This window comes from Haladaptatus sp. T7 (genome assembly GCF_026008575.1).
Classification (GTDB): domain Archaea; phylum Halobacteriota; class Halobacteria; order Halobacteriales; family Haladaptataceae; genus Haladaptatus; species Haladaptatus paucihalophilus.
Genome location: NZ_BROP01000007.1, coordinates 192262 through 208047 on the forward strand (window position 1 = coordinate 192262; position 15786 = coordinate 208047).

16 protein-coding genes are annotated in these 15786 nt (G+C 65.1%); 10 read left to right on the forward strand and 6 right to left on the reverse strand.

Features of this window, described 5'->3' with window-relative positions:
- Positions 1–261: 261 nt before the first annotated feature.
- Positions 262–1635 carry an FAD-binding oxidoreductase gene (locus OPC11_RS18190; protein WP_264782871.1) on the forward strand — a complete coding sequence of 458 codons (1374 nt, stop codon included), beginning with the start codon at positions 262–264 and terminating at the stop codon, positions 1633–1635.
- On the opposite strand, the gene OPC11_RS18195 is transcribed toward OPC11_RS18190, so the two are convergent.
- Positions 1619–1918 (reverse strand): hypothetical protein, encoded by a 300-nt coding sequence (locus OPC11_RS18195; protein WP_264782872.1) that lies wholly within the window; start codon positions 1916–1918, stop codon positions 1619–1621. The two genes, OPC11_RS18190 and OPC11_RS18195, sit on opposite strands and share 17 nt — an antisense overlap.
- A gap of 108 nt (positions 1919–2026) precedes the next feature.
- Between OPC11_RS18195 and OPC11_RS18200 the strand changes: the two genes are divergently transcribed.
- From OPC11_RS18200 to OPC11_RS18240, 9 genes are all read left to right on the forward strand, one after another.
- Positions 2027–2911, forward strand: coding sequence for a sulfurtransferase (locus OPC11_RS18200; protein ID WP_264782873.1), 885 nt, complete (start codon positions 2027–2029; stop codon positions 2909–2911).
- A 52-nt stretch (positions 2912–2963) separates the two neighbouring features.
- A complete protein-coding gene (locus OPC11_RS18205) occupies positions 2964–3215 on the forward strand; it encodes a hypothetical protein (protein ID WP_264782874.1) in 252 nt (83 codons plus the stop codon).
- A 96-nt stretch (positions 3216–3311) separates the two neighbouring features.
- Positions 3312–4691, forward strand: a complete 1380-nt coding sequence (locus tag OPC11_RS18210; RefSeq protein ID WP_264782875.1) for an FAD-dependent monooxygenase — start codon at positions 3312–3314, stop codon at positions 4689–4691.
- 87 nt (positions 4692–4778) lie between these two features.
- Positions 4779–6488 (forward strand): dihydroxy-acid dehydratase, encoded by a 1710-nt coding sequence (gene ilvD / locus OPC11_RS18215; protein WP_264782876.1) that lies wholly within the window; start codon positions 4779–4781, stop codon positions 6486–6488.
- Between the two features lie 497 nt (positions 6489–6985).
- Positions 6986–8323 (forward strand): dicarboxylate/amino acid:cation symporter, encoded by a 1338-nt coding sequence (locus tag OPC11_RS18220; protein WP_264782877.1) that lies wholly within the window; start codon positions 6986–6988, stop codon positions 8321–8323.
- A 10-nt stretch (positions 8324–8333) separates the two neighbouring features.
- Entirely contained in the window at positions 8334–9650 is a 1317-nt protein-coding gene (locus tag OPC11_RS18225; RefSeq protein WP_264782878.1) for an aspartate aminotransferase family protein, read from the forward strand.
- Positions 9651–9696: 46 nt separating this feature from the next.
- The gene (locus OPC11_RS18230; protein WP_007981739.1) at positions 9697–10701 is read left to right on the forward strand and encodes an ABC transporter ATP-binding protein; all 1005 of its coding nucleotides are present in this window, start codon (positions 9697–9699) and stop codon (positions 10699–10701) included.
- On the forward strand, positions 10698–11495 hold the full coding sequence (locus OPC11_RS18235) for an ABC transporter permease (protein WP_007981737.1): 798 nt from the start codon (positions 10698–10700) through the stop codon (positions 11493–11495). Before OPC11_RS18230 ends, OPC11_RS18235 begins: the two co-directional genes overlap by 4 nt.
- A 57-nt stretch (positions 11496–11552) precedes the next feature.
- The gene (locus OPC11_RS18240) at positions 11553–11963 is read left to right on the forward strand and encodes a hypothetical protein (RefSeq protein ID WP_264782879.1); all 411 of its coding nucleotides are present in this window, start codon (positions 11553–11555) and stop codon (positions 11961–11963) included.
- 4 nt (positions 11964–11967) lie between these two features.
- On the opposite strand, the gene OPC11_RS18245 is transcribed toward OPC11_RS18240, so the two are convergent.
- The 5 genes from OPC11_RS18245 to OPC11_RS18265 form a co-directional block, all read right to left on the reverse strand.
- The gene (locus tag OPC11_RS18245; protein ID WP_007981731.1) at positions 11968–12414 is read right to left on the reverse strand and encodes a VOC family protein; all 447 of its coding nucleotides are present in this window, start codon (positions 12412–12414) and stop codon (positions 11968–11970) included.
- Positions 12415–12485: 71 nt separating this feature from the next.
- Positions 12486–13466: an isocitrate/isopropylmalate family dehydrogenase gene (locus tag OPC11_RS18250; protein ID WP_264782880.1), complete on the reverse strand. Its 981-nt coding sequence runs from the start codon at positions 13464–13466 to the stop codon at positions 12486–12488.
- On the reverse strand, positions 13463–14062 hold the full coding sequence (gene leuD / locus OPC11_RS18255; protein ID WP_007981727.1) for a 3-isopropylmalate dehydratase small subunit: 600 nt from the start codon (positions 14060–14062) through the stop codon (positions 13463–13465). Before leuD ends, OPC11_RS18250 begins: the two co-directional genes overlap by 4 nt.
- Positions 14059–15480, reverse strand: coding sequence for a 3-isopropylmalate dehydratase large subunit (gene leuC, locus OPC11_RS18260; protein WP_264782881.1), 1422 nt, complete (start codon positions 15478–15480; stop codon positions 14059–14061). The genes leuD and leuC overlap by 4 nt, the downstream gene beginning before the upstream one ends.
- Entirely contained in the window at positions 15477–15716 is a 240-nt protein-coding gene (locus OPC11_RS18265; RefSeq protein WP_264782882.1) for a hypothetical protein, read from the reverse strand. Before OPC11_RS18265 ends, leuC begins: the two co-directional genes overlap by 4 nt.
- Positions 15717–15786 lie beyond the last annotated feature (70 nt).

Here is a 15786-nt window from a genome sequence, read left to right on the forward strand (position 1 = left end):
TGTCTTCACTTCTAAATATGGTCGCACTAGTTCTCTCACCGAGAATAATTTTTCTCGATTTAGAAAATACGTTCGGAAAAACCACGATACGATGCCATCGAACGGACGGCTTTTCGATGGGTCGTTCGAGTGAGCGTTCGTTTCCTGTCTTCTATAATTTTTCCGCCGTATATCGTGGCAGACGCCACGCGATACATCACTTTGGTTGTCGGATGCTAACATACGTTTGGGGCGGTGGAGATGGGGACGAAAACACACCAAATGAGCGAGGACGGAACGATAGACGAGCGGTTCCGGGGGCGAATTTCACGCCCCGGTGATGCGAGATACGAGGAGGACCGAATCGTCTGGAACGGAATGCGGGACGCACACCCCGACATCATCGCGCGGTGTTCCGGCGTCGGAGACGTAAAGGAGGCCGTCGAGTTCGCCCGCGAGGCTGACATCCCGGTCGCGGTACGCGGTGGCGGGCACAACGTCGCCGGAACCGCCGTCCGCGACGGTGGCCTCGTCATCGACCTCTCGGAGATGCGGTCCGTCACGGTGGACCCCGAACACCGCCGCGTCAGGGCACAGGGCGGCGCGACGTGGGCCGACGTGGATTGGGAGACGCAGGCCTTCAGGCTCGTCGCACCGGGCGGCGTCGTCTCGGAGACGGGAATCGCCGGACTCACGCTCGGCGGCGGGTACGGATGGACGCGACGGAAGTTGGGACTCACCTGTGATTCCCTCGTTTCGGCCGACGTGATAACCGGCGAGGGGGAGTTCGTCCACGCGAGCGAGGACGAGCACGAAGATCTCCTCTGGGCGCTCCGCGGCGGCGGGGGCGGCGTCGGCGTCGTCACGTCCTTCGAGTACGAGTGTCTCCGACTCGGCCCGGAGGTGTTCTTCCTCGGCGCGCTCTACCCGCTCGACGACGGCGAGGCGGTGCTCTCGGCGTGGCGCGAGTTCATGACCGACGCGCCGGACGAGATAACGGTCGATGCGCTCATCTGGAGCGTTCCGCCGGACCCGATGTTTCCGGAGGAACTTCACGGCACGCCGTTCATCGGCGTAGTCGGGATGTACGCCGGACCGCCGGAGAGGGGGCCAGAGGCGATGCAGCCCCTCCGGGAAATCGGAACGCCGCTCCTCGATTTGAGCGGACCGATGCCCTACCTGCAGGTACAGTCGATGCTCGACGCGGCGTTCCCGGACGGCGACCGCTACTACTGGAAATCGCACTACTTCGCCGCGTTCGACGACGACGAAACCGAGACGATTCTCGACTTCGCGCGGCGGCGACCGTCGCCGCGGACCCTCGTCCCGATTCGGTCGCTCGGAGGGGAGATAGCCCGCGTCGGAAGCGACGAAACCGCCTTCGGCGACCGGAGCGCCGCGGCGTTGCTCAGCATCGACGGGACGTGGGAGGACCCGGCCGACGACGCGGAAAACGTCGCGTGGGTTCGGGAGTTCTGGGACGCGACCAAGGAGTATTCGACCGGCGCGACCTACGTCAACTTCTCGATGCTCGAAAGGGACGAGGCGTCCCGAACGTCGTTCACCGCGAACGAGGAACGTCTAGCGGCGGTGAAGGAGCGGTACGACCCGGACGGGGTGTTCGCCCCCGTCGAGACCGTCACCGTGACGGAATAGCGGGGGCCTCTCCGACCTCTTCGTCGGGGCGATCGCCAACGGCGCGTTCGGGGGACTCGCCGTCGCTGTCGAGCAGTCCGAACAGCTCTCGGAGGTCGGTTTCGGGACCCTCTTCCTGGAGCAGGTCGAGGGCGCGGTCGATGTCGTCGATTCGACGCTGGGCGCGGTCGTAGCGCGCTCGGAGTTCGACCCTCGCTTCGGCGATGGCGATTCGCCCCTCGTGAATCGCCTCCCGCGATTCTCGGAGCGTCGAAACCGTTTCGCGGACCGATGTGTTCGACATACCACGGTCAACGACGGCCGCAAAAGTAGTCCTTCGGGCGGGAAACGTTCCGGGAGACGGGTCGCGCTGGCCGGGAGAGTTTTGCCGTCGGGCGTCGTCCACAGTTCGATGTCAGCGTACGCAAACGACGTTCTCGTCTCGGCGGATTGGGTGGAAGACAACATCGAGGAGTTCGAAAGCGACGACCCGGCGTATCGCCTCGTGGAGGTCAACAGTCCCGAATCACCCGACAGCGACTTCCCGTCGCGCTACGACGACGGACACATCTCCGGCGCTATCGGGCTGCAGTGGGACGAGGACCTTTCGGACGAAACCGAGCGGGACATCCTGAAGAAAGACGACTTCGAGCGAGTGGTGGGTGACGCCGGAATCGACGAGGACTCCACCGTCGTCTTCTACGGCGACGGGTGGATTCCGAACTGGTTCGCGCTGTACGCCTACTGGCAGTTCAAATATTACGGCCACGAGGACGCCCGCGTGCTGAACGGCGGGAAGGACTACTGGGTCGAAAACGACTACGAACTGACCGAGGAAGTACCCGACCACCCGGTACAGGAGTACCACGCCCGCGGCCCCTTCGAGAGCATCCGGGCGTACAAGGACGACGTGGACACGGCCATCGAATCCGGCCTGCCGCTCGTGGACGTGCGCTCGCCGGAGGAGTTCACGGGCGAAGTCATCGCGCCCGAAGGGTTGCAGGAGACGGCCCAACGCGGCGGGCACATCCCCGGCGCGAGCAACGTTCCGGTCGCGCAAGTCCTCGCCGACGACGGACGGTTCAAGTCGGCCGACGAACTGCGCGAACTGTACGCCGACCACGGCGTGGACGGCGAGGAGTCCATCATCGCCTACTGTCGCGTCGGTGAACGTTCCTCCATCGAGTGGTTCGCGCTCCACGACCTGCTCGGGTTCGAGGACGTGCGCAACTACGACGGGTCGTGGACCGAGTGGGGCAATCTGGTTCGAGCGCCCATCGAAACCGGCGAGGAGTAACTTCTTTTTTCCGAGGTGACGAATCGCCACCATCACCGAACTTCACGAACTCGTGGCCGAACTGTACGACCACCTGGAAGCCACGGCGTCGTTGCCGGTCGCCACGCGCCCGAGTCAGTACCTCGGCGAAGCACAAGCGGTCGTCGGGGACGCCCGAGGCGCGCCCGAATCGGTCGTGGAAAAGCGCGTCTCACAGGCTGACGAGTTGCTTTCGCACGTCGAGGAGACTGGGAGCGAGGAGGCGGACGAGCACGTCGAACGGGCGCGGGAGTTGGTGGACGATATCCGCTCCGAACTGGCGTGAGAGGGGGACACCATATCGGTGAACCTCCGAAGACAGGTGGTGTGGTAATGATTAACACATTGCTGCGCGAAGTCAGCGGTGGGGAGGGATGTCCGCATGACCTTGGAAACCGTTCCGCGGTACGACGGCGCAAATCCGTCGGCGCGGAGCGGGACGGCGGTGGTGGTCGGGACGGGAATGGCCGGTCTGGTTACCGCGCGGGTGTTGTCCGACCGGTTCGAGAACGTCACGGTCGTCGACCGCGATTCGTTTCCCGACGAGTCGGTCGCTCGTCCCGGCGTCCCGCAAGGACGCCAACCGCACGCGCTCATGGAGGCCGGACGGGCGACGCTGGAGGATTTGTTCCCGGGTTTCAGCGAGGCGCTCGTCTCCGCAGGCGGGGTCGTCGTCGATTTCTCCAGCGACGTGAACTTCTACAGCGAAGGGGGTTTTCTCGCCCACGGGCCGACGCCGATGGAGAACGTCTCCGCGACCCGACCGCTGTTCGAGCAGGTCGTTCGACGGCGCGTGTCCGACCTCGACGACGTGCATCTCCGCCCGAACTGTCGCTTCGTGGAGTTCCTCTGTGACGACGCGGCGACGACCGTGGAGGGCGTCGTGCTCCACGAAGGCGAGGAGCGGAAGGAAGCGCGCGCCGATTTAGTCGTCGATGCCACCGGCCGGACGAGTCGAACGCCGAAGTGGCTGGAAGCTCACGGCTACGCGCCGCCGCCGCTGGACGAGGTGCACATCGACGTGCACTACAGCACCACCTTCGTCGAGCGACCGCCCGACGACCGCCGGACGTTCCTCGTGCCGCCCGCGCCGCCGCACACCCGCGGTGGGATGGCCGCCCCCGTCGAGGGAAACCGCTGGGTGGTGAACATGAACGGCGTCCACGGCGACGTTCCGCCGGGGGATTTCGAGGGGTTCACCGAGTTCGCCGAAAGCCTCCCCGTTTCCGAGGTGAAGGAGTTGCTCGACGAGCATCCGCCGGTTGCGGAGGCCGTCCACCGCTATCCGTTTCCCGCCAGCAGGCGATACCGCTACGAGCGTCTCGACAGATTCCCCGACGGTCTCCTCGTGGTCGGCGACGCCATCGCCAGCTACAATCCGGTTTACGCACAGGGGATGTCGGTGGCCGCGCTCGAAGCGCTCGTGTTGCATCACACGCTGTCCGCGGGCGGTCGGGAGAACCTCGCGCTCCGCTTTTTCGACCGAGCGGAACCGGTCGTCGATACCGCGTGGCTGCTGGGGGTCGGCAGCGACTTCGCGTTCGAACGGACGACGGGTCCCAAACCGCGCGGCACGGAGTTCGTCGGCAGGTACCTCTCTCGCTTGATTCGCAAGGCGCACACGGACGGCGAACTCGCCACCGCGTTCGTCCGGGTGTTGATGATGGAGCGCCCGCCCAGTTCGCTGTTCCGCCCGGCCGTCGCGTGGCGCGTCCTCAAGCCGTCCGGGTGGTCGGCTGACTTCGTTCGACAGCGGGCGTGATTCCCGGCCGAGCGCTCCGGGCGATTCGACAGCAAGGTCTGTCGCTTCGGGAGGCTTTAACTCGGCGTGCCGCCCTTACTCACAGTCATGAGCAACAGCACGGAGAAAGACGACGGGTTGCGGAGCCGAGAAGTGACGGAAGGCCCGGAACGCGCGCCGCATCGGGCGATGTTCCGCGCCATGGGTTTCGACGACGACGACCTCTCCTCGCCGATGGTCGGGGTGGCGAACCCAGCGGCCGACATCACGCCCTGCAACGTTCATCTGGACGATGTGGCCGGGGCGGCCATCGACGGCGTTAACGAGGCGGGCGGCATGCCCATCGAGTTCGGCACCATCACGATTTCCGACGCCATCTCCATGGGGACGGAGGGGATGAAAGCTAGCCTCATCTCGCGGGAGGTCATCGCCGACAGCGTGGAACTCGTCGCCTTCGGCGAGCGCATGGACGCCCTCGTCACGGTCGCGGGATGCGACAAGAACCTCCCCGGCATGATGATGGCGGCCATCCGCACCGACCTGCCGACCGTCTTCCTGTACGGCGGGTCGATTCTCCCCGGCGAACACGAGGGGCGCGAAGTGACGGTTCAGAACGTCTTCGAGGGCGTCGGCGCGGTGGCCCACGGCGACATGACCGAGGACGAATTGGTCGAACTCGAACACGACGCCTGTCCCGGCGCGGGGTCCTGCGGCGGGATGTTCACCGCCAACACGATGGCGACCATCAGCGAAGTCCTCGGCCTCGCACCGCTCGGGTCCGCCAGTCCACCTGCCGAATCGCCGGAACGATACGAAGTCGCGGAGGGTGCGGGCGAACTCGTGTTGGACGCGGTGGAAAACGACCGCAAACCGTCCGATATCCTCTCGCGCGAATCCTTCGAGAACGCCATCGCGGTACAGGTGGCGATGGGCGGTTCGACCAACGCCGTCCTGCACCTCCTCGCGCTCGCGGCGGAGGCCGGAATCGACCTCGACATCGACGACTTCGACGAGATTTCGCGCCGGACGCCCAAAATCGCCAACCTCCAACCCGGCGGCACGCGGGTCATGAAGGACCTCCACGACGAGGGCGGCATCCCCGTCGTCCTCCGGCGACTGCTCGACGGGGGCTACATCCACGGCGACGCGATGACCGTGACCGGCCGCACCATCGAGGAGGAACTCGACCATATAGGAGTCTCCGGCGACTCCGACGCCGACTTCCTCCGCCCCGTGGACGACCCGTTCCACGAGGAAGGGGCCATCAAAATCCTGAAAGGCAACCTCTCGCCCGACGGGTCGGTCCTAAAGGTCACGGGGGAGGACAAGTTCCACCACAGCGGTCCAGCCCGCGTCTTCGAGAACGAGGAGGACGCGATGAAGTACGTTCAAGAGGGAGGCATCGAATCGGGCGATGTCATCGTCATCAGAAACGAAGGCCCGCGCGGCGGCCCCGGCATGCGCGAGATGCTCGGCGTGACGGCGGCCGTCGTCGGACAGGGCCACGAGGACGACGTGGCGCTCCTGACCGACGGCCGGTTCTCCGGCGCGACCCGCGGTCCCATGGTCGGACACGTCGCCCCGGAAGCCCGCGACGGCGGACCCATCGCGGTGGTCGAGGACGGCGACGAAATCACGGTGGACATCCCGAACCGCGAACTCTCCGTGGACCTCTCCGAGGAGGAACTCGACGCGCGACTGGACGACTGGGAACCGGACGCCCCGCGCTACGACTCCGGCGTCCTCGCCAAATACGGCGAAACGTTCGGGTCGGCGGCCAACGGCGCGGTGACGAATCCGGGCGCGAAGCGGGAGTAACTTCGTAAGCACCCCCACCGCGAACGAGACGAGGCGCTTTGCGCCTCGGACGCGAACGGCGACGGAACGGAGCCGTGAGCCGAGTAAGCGGGCTGAGGGACCCCCGACGGAGCGACTGAAAGGAGCGACGGAAGCGGGGTGACTCGGCTTTTGGTCCAGATTTTTCGAGGGAGAAGCAGAATCCGGCGCGCGGTTCTCGCCGGATTCTGCCTCCGACCGCGGAAAAAGGTGGAACTGGCGCGGTGACGAATCCGGGCGCGAAGCGGGAGTAACGACACCCAGTTCAGACGGTATTCTTTCCGACAATTCTCTCACCGAGCGCGAGCGCTAACGGAAGGGACGGCACCGGACGACAGAGGTGACCATCGATGACCACCTATTACCACTCCCTCGAAATGTAAACACATCCAATATAATAGTTATTATCAGAATTCATTCCCATATTCTACCGAGAATCGAAGTGTTTTTGCATTGTTTTTGGGTACTATTGAAGACGTATGGCAAGTGTTGTACAACGGGCATGGCGACGCTATCGATCTGTCGCCATCATCTACCGTATCGCGGCGGCGTTCGTCCTCGGGTCGGTCGTGGGACTCGTGGTCGGCGAACCGGCGACGAACCTTCAACCGCTCGGCGACCTCTTCGTCCGACTGCTGAAGATGGTCATCGTTCCCATCGTCGTGTTCACGCTCGTGATGGCGGCGCGGAACCTCTCGCCGAAGAATCTCGGAAAGGTCGGTGGACAGGTCATCTTCCTGTACCTCCTCACGACGGGGGTCGCCATCGCCATCGGTCTCGGTGTGGCGAACCTCATCGACCCTGGCGTCGGACTGCAGCTCAAGGACGCGCTGGCGAAACCGGCCGTCGAGACGAAACAGGCGTCGGGACTGGCGAGCGTTCTCCTGAACATCGTCCCCCAGAACCCCTTCAGCGCGATGGCGGAGGGGAAGATCCTCGGCGTCATCTTCTTCGCGCTGGCGTTCGGTATCGGCCTGACTGTCGTCCGCGACGAGGCCGAAGAGGGGTCCGACGTCTACAACGGCGTCCAGACCACGTTCGACGTGGTTGAGGCGGGTGCCGAAGTGATGTTCAAAATCGTCTGGGGTATCATGGAGTACGGCGTCATCGGCGTGTTCGCGCTGATGGCCGCGCTGTTCGCTCAGACGGGGCCGGAAGCGATTCTCTCCCTGTTCAAACTCTTCGCCACGCTCGCCATCGCCATTGGCCTCCAGATATCGATAGTGTACCTCCTCGTCATCGTCCGCGGACTCGTCGGTCACTCCCCGATGGATTTCGTCCGCGGCGGGAAGGACGCCATGGTGACGGCGTTGAGCATCCGGTCGTCCAGCGGGACGCTCCCGGTCACGATGTCGAACGCGGACGAGAACCTCGGCATCGACCGAGAGGTGTACAGTTTCTCCCTGCCGCTCGGTGCCACCATCAACATGGACGGGACGGCGATGTACCTCGGTATCGCCGCCATCTTCACCGCGAACGTGGTCGGCACGACGCTCACGATTTCACAGCAGTTGAGCATCCTCGTCACGGCGCTCATCGCCAGCGTCGGAACCGCGGGCGTTCCGGGCGCGAGCATCGTCATGATGACCGTCGTGTTCACGCAGGTCGGACTGCCGATTCAGGCCATCGCGTTCGTCCTCGGAATCGACCCGCTGCTCGACCGGATGCGGACGATGAACAACATCACCGGCGACCTCGCGGTCACGACGCTCGTGGCGAAGTGGAACGACGCAATCGACTTCGGCACCGGCGTCTGGGCCGACGACGAGAGCATCGGTCGTAGCGACGCACTCAACACTATAACGGGTGACGACTAACCTCCCGTCCATGAATTCGGAACCGACAACCGACACGACGCGGAGCGAGCGAATCGTCGAGCGCGCCCGCGAGGTGATTCCGGGCGGCGCACAGACCGGGCTCCGGGCGCAGGCGTACGACACCGGCGACGTGGCGTTCGAACGCGCCAACGGTGCGACGCTGACCACCGTCGACGGCGAGGAGTACATCGATTACCACCTCGGCTTCGGTCCCATCATCCTCGGACACGCGGACGATCGAGTGGACGAGGCGGCCCGAAGCGCCATCGACGGCGGCGTCCTCTACGGCACGGGGACGGCTCCCCTCGAAGTCGAGGTCGCCGAGCGACTGGTCGATTACCTCCCCGGCGTCGAGCAGGTCAACTTCTGCAACAGCGGGAGCGAGGCGACGTATCACGCGATTCGACTCGCCAGAGCGTACACGGGCAACGAGAAGATTCTGAAGTTCGAGGGCTGCTATCACGGCTGGCACGACTACGTGGACGTGAGCGTCTACCCGCCGGAGGACGAACTCGGCGAGCCACATCCAGAATCCGAGGGGATGCTTTCGTCCGCCGTGGAGAACACGCTCGTCGTCCCGTTCAACGACAGCGAGGCCGCCGAAGCGGTCGTCCGCGAACACGGCGACGACATCGCGGCGGTCATCCTCGAACCCGTTCCTCACTCGGTCGGCTGCATTCTACCTCGACAGGAGTTCCTCGAAACGCTCCGCGAGGTGACGCGGGACGCCGACGTGCCACTCATCTTCGATGAAGTCATCACCGGCTTCCGCCACTCGCCGCACGGCGCACAGGGCGAGTTCGGCGTCACACCCGACCTGACCTGCGTTGCGAAGGCGCTTGGCAACGGCTACCCCATCGCGGCGGTCGGCGGGCGAACGGACCTGCTCGAACAGGCTGGCGGCGACAACAAATCCGGCGTCGTCATCAGCGGGACGTACTCGGGTAACCTGCCCGGACTCGCCGCGGCGCGCGCGACCATCGACACCATCGTCGAGGAGGACGTGCAGTCCCACGTCACCGACCTCGGCGACGAGTATCGGGCCGGACTCCGGGACCTGCTCTCCGACCACGGCATCGAGGGTCGCGTCGTCGGACACCGGAGCATCTTCAGCGTCCAGTTCGGCGTGACGGGCGAACCGGAGAACTACGAGGACATCCTCGGACTGGACGAGGAGCGCTTCCGCGAGTTCGCGGCGGGGATGCGCGAACGCGGTCACTTCTTCACGCCGAACCCGTACAAGCGCCACCACCTCTCGTTCGCCCACGGCGAGGCGGAGTTGGCGGCCTATCTGGACGACGCCGACGACGTGCTTGGGAACGTCTGACCGGGTTCAGCACCCTTAACCGTACCCGACGACTACCGTTTTTCGAATGGATTCTGCGATACGCATACGTGACCTCGAAAAGGAGTACGGGGAGGTACGGGCGCTGAAGGGGGTCGACCTCGACGTTCCGAAGGGGTCGTTTTTCGGGTTGCTCGGTCCGAACGGTGCGGGCAAGACGACGTTCATCAACATCCTCGTCGGCCTCGTGAAGAAGTCCGGCGGGACGGCGGAGGTGTTCGGTGCGGACGTGGAAGACGACTACCGCGAGGCGCGCGACCGAATCGGCCTCGCGCCGCAGGAGTTCAACGTGGACCGCTTCTTCCCGATTCGGGAGGTGTTGGAGCACAAGGCCGGGTATCACGGCATTCCGAAGTCGGAGGCCCGGGACCGCGCCGACGAGGTGCTGAAGCGGGTCGGCATCTACGACAAGCGCGACACGCGCTTCGACTGGCTCTCCGGCGGGATGAAACGCCGGTTCGTGCTGGCGCGAGCGCTCATCACCGAACCCGACCTGCTCATTCTGGACGAACCGACCGCCGGGGTGGACGTGCAGTTGCGCCACGACCTGTGGGACCTCATCACCGAACTCAACGAGTCGGGCACCACGATTCTGCTCACGACCCACTACATCGAGGAGGCCGAACGTCTCTGCGATGAGGTCGCCATCCTCGACTCGGGCCAAATCGTCGAGGTGGCGAGCCCCGAGGAACTCATGGGTCGCGGACCGGACAAGGTGACGATTTCGCTCCGCAACCCGCCCGAATCCGCGCCACACCTATCGGCCGGTCGGGACAAAATCCAGGACATAGAACTGGACGGCGACGAACTCGTCGTCACGGCCCCGGAAGCGGGACTGCTCGCCCCGGAACTCGTCCGCGAACTCGACCGAAAGGGATTCGAAATCGTCCACTTCGACATCTCGCGCACCTCGCTCGAAGAGGTGTTCGTCGAGATGACGCGAACTGGGGAGACCACGGGGAACGAATCGCCCGACGAGGACGACCGCGACGATTCCGACCTCGCCGCGATTGCCGGGGGTGACGGCGCGTGAGCGGCGAAACCGATACCTCCGGCCTCACGGGATTCGTCACCCTGACCCGCCGCGAAATCCTTCGATTCCTCCGTCGGCCGCGGAACACGTTCGTCCCGCCGTTCGTCACGAACGTGCTGTACTTCTCCGTGTTCGGCGTCATCCTCGGCAACCGCGTCGGCATGATGAAGTTCGACGGCCAGAGCGTCCCCTACATCGTCTTCATTTTGCCCGGCCTGGTCGTTCTGGGAGCCATCTCCAACGCCTTCGAGAACTCCTGTTTCTCCATCTTCCACGGGCGCTGGAACCGCTACATCGAGGAGACGCTGACTTCGCCGATGTCCTACTCGCGGATGGTCGCCTCCTACATCGTCTCGGGCGCGACGCGGGGATTGCTCGTCGGGGCGCTCATCGCCGTCCTCGGAGCGTTCTTCACGTCCGTCGGGGTCGCCCGTCCGTTCTACCTCGTCGCCTTCGCGCTCGTCATCACGCTCCTCTTCTCCAGTTTCGGCGTGGTCGGCGGACTCTGGGCCGACGACTGGGACAACCTGACGATGATGAATCAGTTCATCGTCCGCCCGCTCGTCTTCTTCGGCGGCGTCTTCTACACGCTCGACAGCCTCCCGTCCGGCATCTACCGCGACCTCACCATGCTCAACCCGATGGTGTACATGGTCGATGGCGTCCGATACGGCTTCCTCGGCGCGTCGGAACTCGACCCGAACCTCTCGCTGGCCGTCCTGACGGGACTGACGCTCGTCGTGATGGGCATCGACACGTACCTGTTCCGGAAGGGGTACGGGTTGACCGACTGAGACGGTTCGCCGGGCACACGAGTTTATTAGTAGCACAGGTTACAATAGCGAGCCGTCATGGTCCCCCCAACCGTCTCCGACTGGTTCCCCGACCGTCCGCCGACGTGGATGGAGGTGGCGTCGACTGCTCTCATGTGGATTCCGCTCGTTATCAACCTCTCCCCGTTCGACTCGATTTCGTGGACGTGGGGCGCGATAGGTTTCGTCTCGTTCGCGGTGGCGATGGGTCCCGCCCGAAATACGTCGTTCGGGCAACGCGTCGGAGAATGGTTCGGTGATATCGGCGTCGCCGGGCGAGGGACGGTCATCGTCGCCTTCGCCATCGTCGTCTGGTGGACGATGCTCACGGTCGACATTCCGACCGTGACGGTGAATAGCTACGTCGCGGGGGCATGGGCCACCATCACGCTCTATACCCTCGCGTACCTCATCGACGCCGGGGAAATCGACGGCTGGAGCGCGACGTGACGGACTACTCCCGCCGCTCGCGCCACTCGCTCAGCGGCATCGGTTGCCCGTCCGGGTCGGGGTCGTCGGACAGGTCCGCCAGCAGTTCCAGCGAGTTACCGTCCGGGTCCGAGAAGTAGACCGTCGCGCTCGGCATCCACGGGTGGACGATGGGTTCGTCCGGTTCGACGCCGAAGGCGGCGCGGGGTTCGATGCCGCGGTCTTCGAGGAACGGGAGCATGTCGTCCACGTTCTCCTCCGCCACGCGAAACGCGAAGTGGCTCTGCTTCGGGTCCGCTTTCTCCCACACGCCGAGCATCGAGCGCGGGGTGCCGGTGAAGTAGAAGGCGATTTTTCGTTCCTGTTCGTGCCGCCCGAGTTCGAGGCCGAGCGTGTCGCCGTAGAACACCATCGCCCGCTCCAAATCGGCCACGTCCACGTGCGTCTCGTACACGCCGTCGAGAAGGTTCATAGGGTCACTTCCTCGGATGCGCGAATGGTCGTTCCGGTCGGCCGCCGTCTGGCCCTGAAAGAAGAAGGTGGCTACAACCGCGACAGCACCGCTTCCGTCACGTCCTCGGTGGTCGCGTCGCCGCCGAGGTCGGGCGTCCGCGGCCCGTCCGACAGAACGGATTCGACGGCCGCCCTGACCGCCGCTCCGTCCTCGTCGTAGCCCAGATGCTCCAGCAACATCGCCGCCGAGAGCATGGTCGCGGTGGGGTTCGCCACGCCCTCGCCCGCGATGTCCGGGGCGGTGCCGTGGACGGGTTCGAACAGGGCGTTGTCCGGGCCGATGTTCGCGGAGGGAAGCAGGCCCAAGCCGCCCACCAGTCCGGCGGCGAGGTCCGAGAGCACGTCGCCGGCGAGGTTCGGACAGACGATGACGTCGTACTCCTCCGGTCGCAAGCAGAGGTGCGTCGCCAGCGCGTCCATCAGCATCTCGTCGTGCGGGACGCTGTGAACGTCCGCAACGCGGTCCACCGTGTCGCGGAACACGCCGTCCGTCTCGCGCATCACGTTGGCCTTGTGGGCGATGGTGAACGACTCCTCGTCGCGCCCCTCGACGTACTGGCACGCGAACTCGGCGAGCCGCTCGGAGGCGGATTCGGTGACGACGCGGGTCAGCGTCGCCACGTCGTCGCTCAGCCGCGATTCGTGGCCCGCGTAGACGCCCTCCGTGTTCTCGCGGAGGAACACGAGGTCCGTCTCGGGGCGAAGCGCGTCGGTGCCGGGGTAGGCCCGCGCTGGCCGGACGTTGACGAACGAGTCCACCACGCTCCGAAGCGGGAGGATGACCTCGGCCGCCGTCTCGCCCGCCGCGCCGAACAGGGTCGCGTCGGATGCCGCGACGAGTGACCGAGTTTCGTCCGGGAGCGCGGTTCCCGTCTCCTCTTTCACTGCGTCGCCCGCGTCGCCTTCCACGAACTCGAACTCCGGTCCGACGGCTTCGAGGACTCGTCGTGCCGCAGGTACTACTTCCTGTCCGATTCCGTCGCCGGGGATGACCGCTATTTGTTCGCTCATTGTTCGACGTATGGGAGGCTCTCGGCCGTTTTCTCGATTTCCGCTTCGTTCGACTTCATCAGCGCCGTCGTGTCCCAGACGCCCTCCACGAGCGCCTGTCGCTGGGCGTCGTCCACGTTCGCTTGCACGGTTCGGTCGTCGTAGCTAACCGTCTCGTCCGCCACGTCGACCTCGATTTCGGCGTCGGGGTTCTCCTCGACGAAATCCTGTAACGCCTCGACCGTCTCGGCGTCGGCGGTGACGGTCGGAATCCCCAGCGCCAGACAGTTGCCCGCGAAGATTTCGGCGAAGCTCTCGCCGACGATGGCGTCGATTCCCCAGCGGGCGAGGGCCTGCGGCGCGTGTTCGCGCGAGGAGCCACAGCCGAAGTTGGCGTTGACGACCAGAATCGACGCGCCGTTGTGCGCGTCGTCGTTGAAGGGGTGCGGTTGCGGGTCGTCGTTCGAATCGAACCGCTGGTCGAAAAAGGCGAACTGCCCCAATCCGTCGAAGGTGACGACCTTCATGAACCGCGCCGGGATTATCTGGTCGGTGTCGATGTCGTTGCCCCGCACGGCGATTCCGGTTCCGGATTCGTGCGTGATTTTGTCGGTCATGCGCTCGCCACCTCCGACAGTTCGCGCACGTCGGTCACTTCGCCGCGAATCGCGGCGGCCGCGACCATCTCCGGGCTCATCAGGACCGTCCGTCCGTCGGGACTGCCCTGCCGTCCCACGAAGTTGCGGTTCGAGGAGGACGCGCTGGCCTCGTCACCGGCGAGTTGATCGTCGTTCATGCCGAGACACATCGAACAACCGGCACCGCGCCAGTCGAAACCGGCCTCGCGGAAGATGTCGTCCAAGCCTTCCTCCTCCGCGACGGCCTTCACGCGTTGGCTGCCGGGGACGACCATCGCCCGCACGTCGTCGTGGACTTCGCGTCCCTCGACGACCGCCGCGGCGCGTCGCAAGTCCGGCAGTCGGGCGTTCGTACAGGAGCCGACGAACGCCACGTCGATGTCGTAGCCCGCCATCGTCTCGCCGGGTTCCACGCGCATGTGCTCCTGTGCGTCGCGTGCGCTCTCCCGCTTGTCTTTCGGCAGGTCGTCGGGGTCCGGAATCGGTTCCGTGATGCCGACGCCCTGTCCAGGGGTCGTCCCCCACGTCACCATCGGTTCGAGTTCGTCGCCGTCGATGACCACCTCGTCGTCGTAGGTCGCATCCTCGTCCGAGCGCACGGACTCCCAGTAGGATTTGAGTTCCTCGAACTTCTCGGGGTCGTCGCTAAAGGCGTCAGTCTCGCGCAGGTACTCGTACGTCGTCTCGTCGGGGTTGATGTACCCCGCGCGAGCGCCGCCCTCGATGGACATGTTGCAGATGCTCATCCGGCCTTCCATGTCCAGATTCTCGATGGCTTCGCCCGCGTACTCGTAGACGTAGCCGACGCCGCCGTCGGTTCCGAGGCGGCGGATGATTTCGAGGACGATGTCCTTCGCCGAGACGCCCTCGCCGAGTTCGCCCGTGACGCGAATCCGGCGAACCTTCTGTTTCTCCATCGCTATCGTCCCGGTGGCGAGCACGTCCCGAATCTGGCTCGTCCCGATACCGAACGCCAGCGCGCCGAACGCGCCGTGCGTCGCGGTGTGGCTGTCGCCGCAGACGATGGTCATACCGGGTTGGGTCAATCCCTGCTCCGGCCCGATGACGTGCACGATGCCTTGGTCGCCCGACTTCGGGTGCGAGAAGTCGATGCCCGCCTCGCGGACGTTCTCCTCCAGTTCGGACATCATCTCCTCCGCCGCGTCGTCACTGTAGGGGCGCGACTGGTCGGCGGTCGGGACGATGTGGTCCACCGTGGCGTGCGTGTTCTCCGGGTACGCGACCTCCATGTCGCGCTCCTCCAGCATCCCGAACGCCTGCGGACTCGTCACCTCGTGGACGAGGTGCAGGCCGACGAACAGTTGGGTTTGGCCCGTCGGCAGGTCCGTGACCCGGTGTCGGTCCCACACCTTGTCGTAGAGCGTTCCCTCGCTCATCGGTACTGTACCCGGAACTCGTGGCCGCGTTCGAAGACGCCCGCCGAGTCACCCGCTCCCGCGGGCGCTTCGTGCTCGATGTCGGCCATCGTCTTCGTCTCCTCGTCGCTCGATTCGTGTTCCCCGCCGTCCGCGACGATTCGGCCGCGACTGAACACGCGCGTCATCGCCCCGCGGTCGGCGAAGGGGTGGACGTGGCTGATTTCGCCCATCGTTTCCGGACCATCGCTGCTCACGGGTTCACCGTCGTCTCGCGGCGTTGCCGCTCGACTGTCCGCGGAACGGTGTTCCGCGCTACTCGCTTTT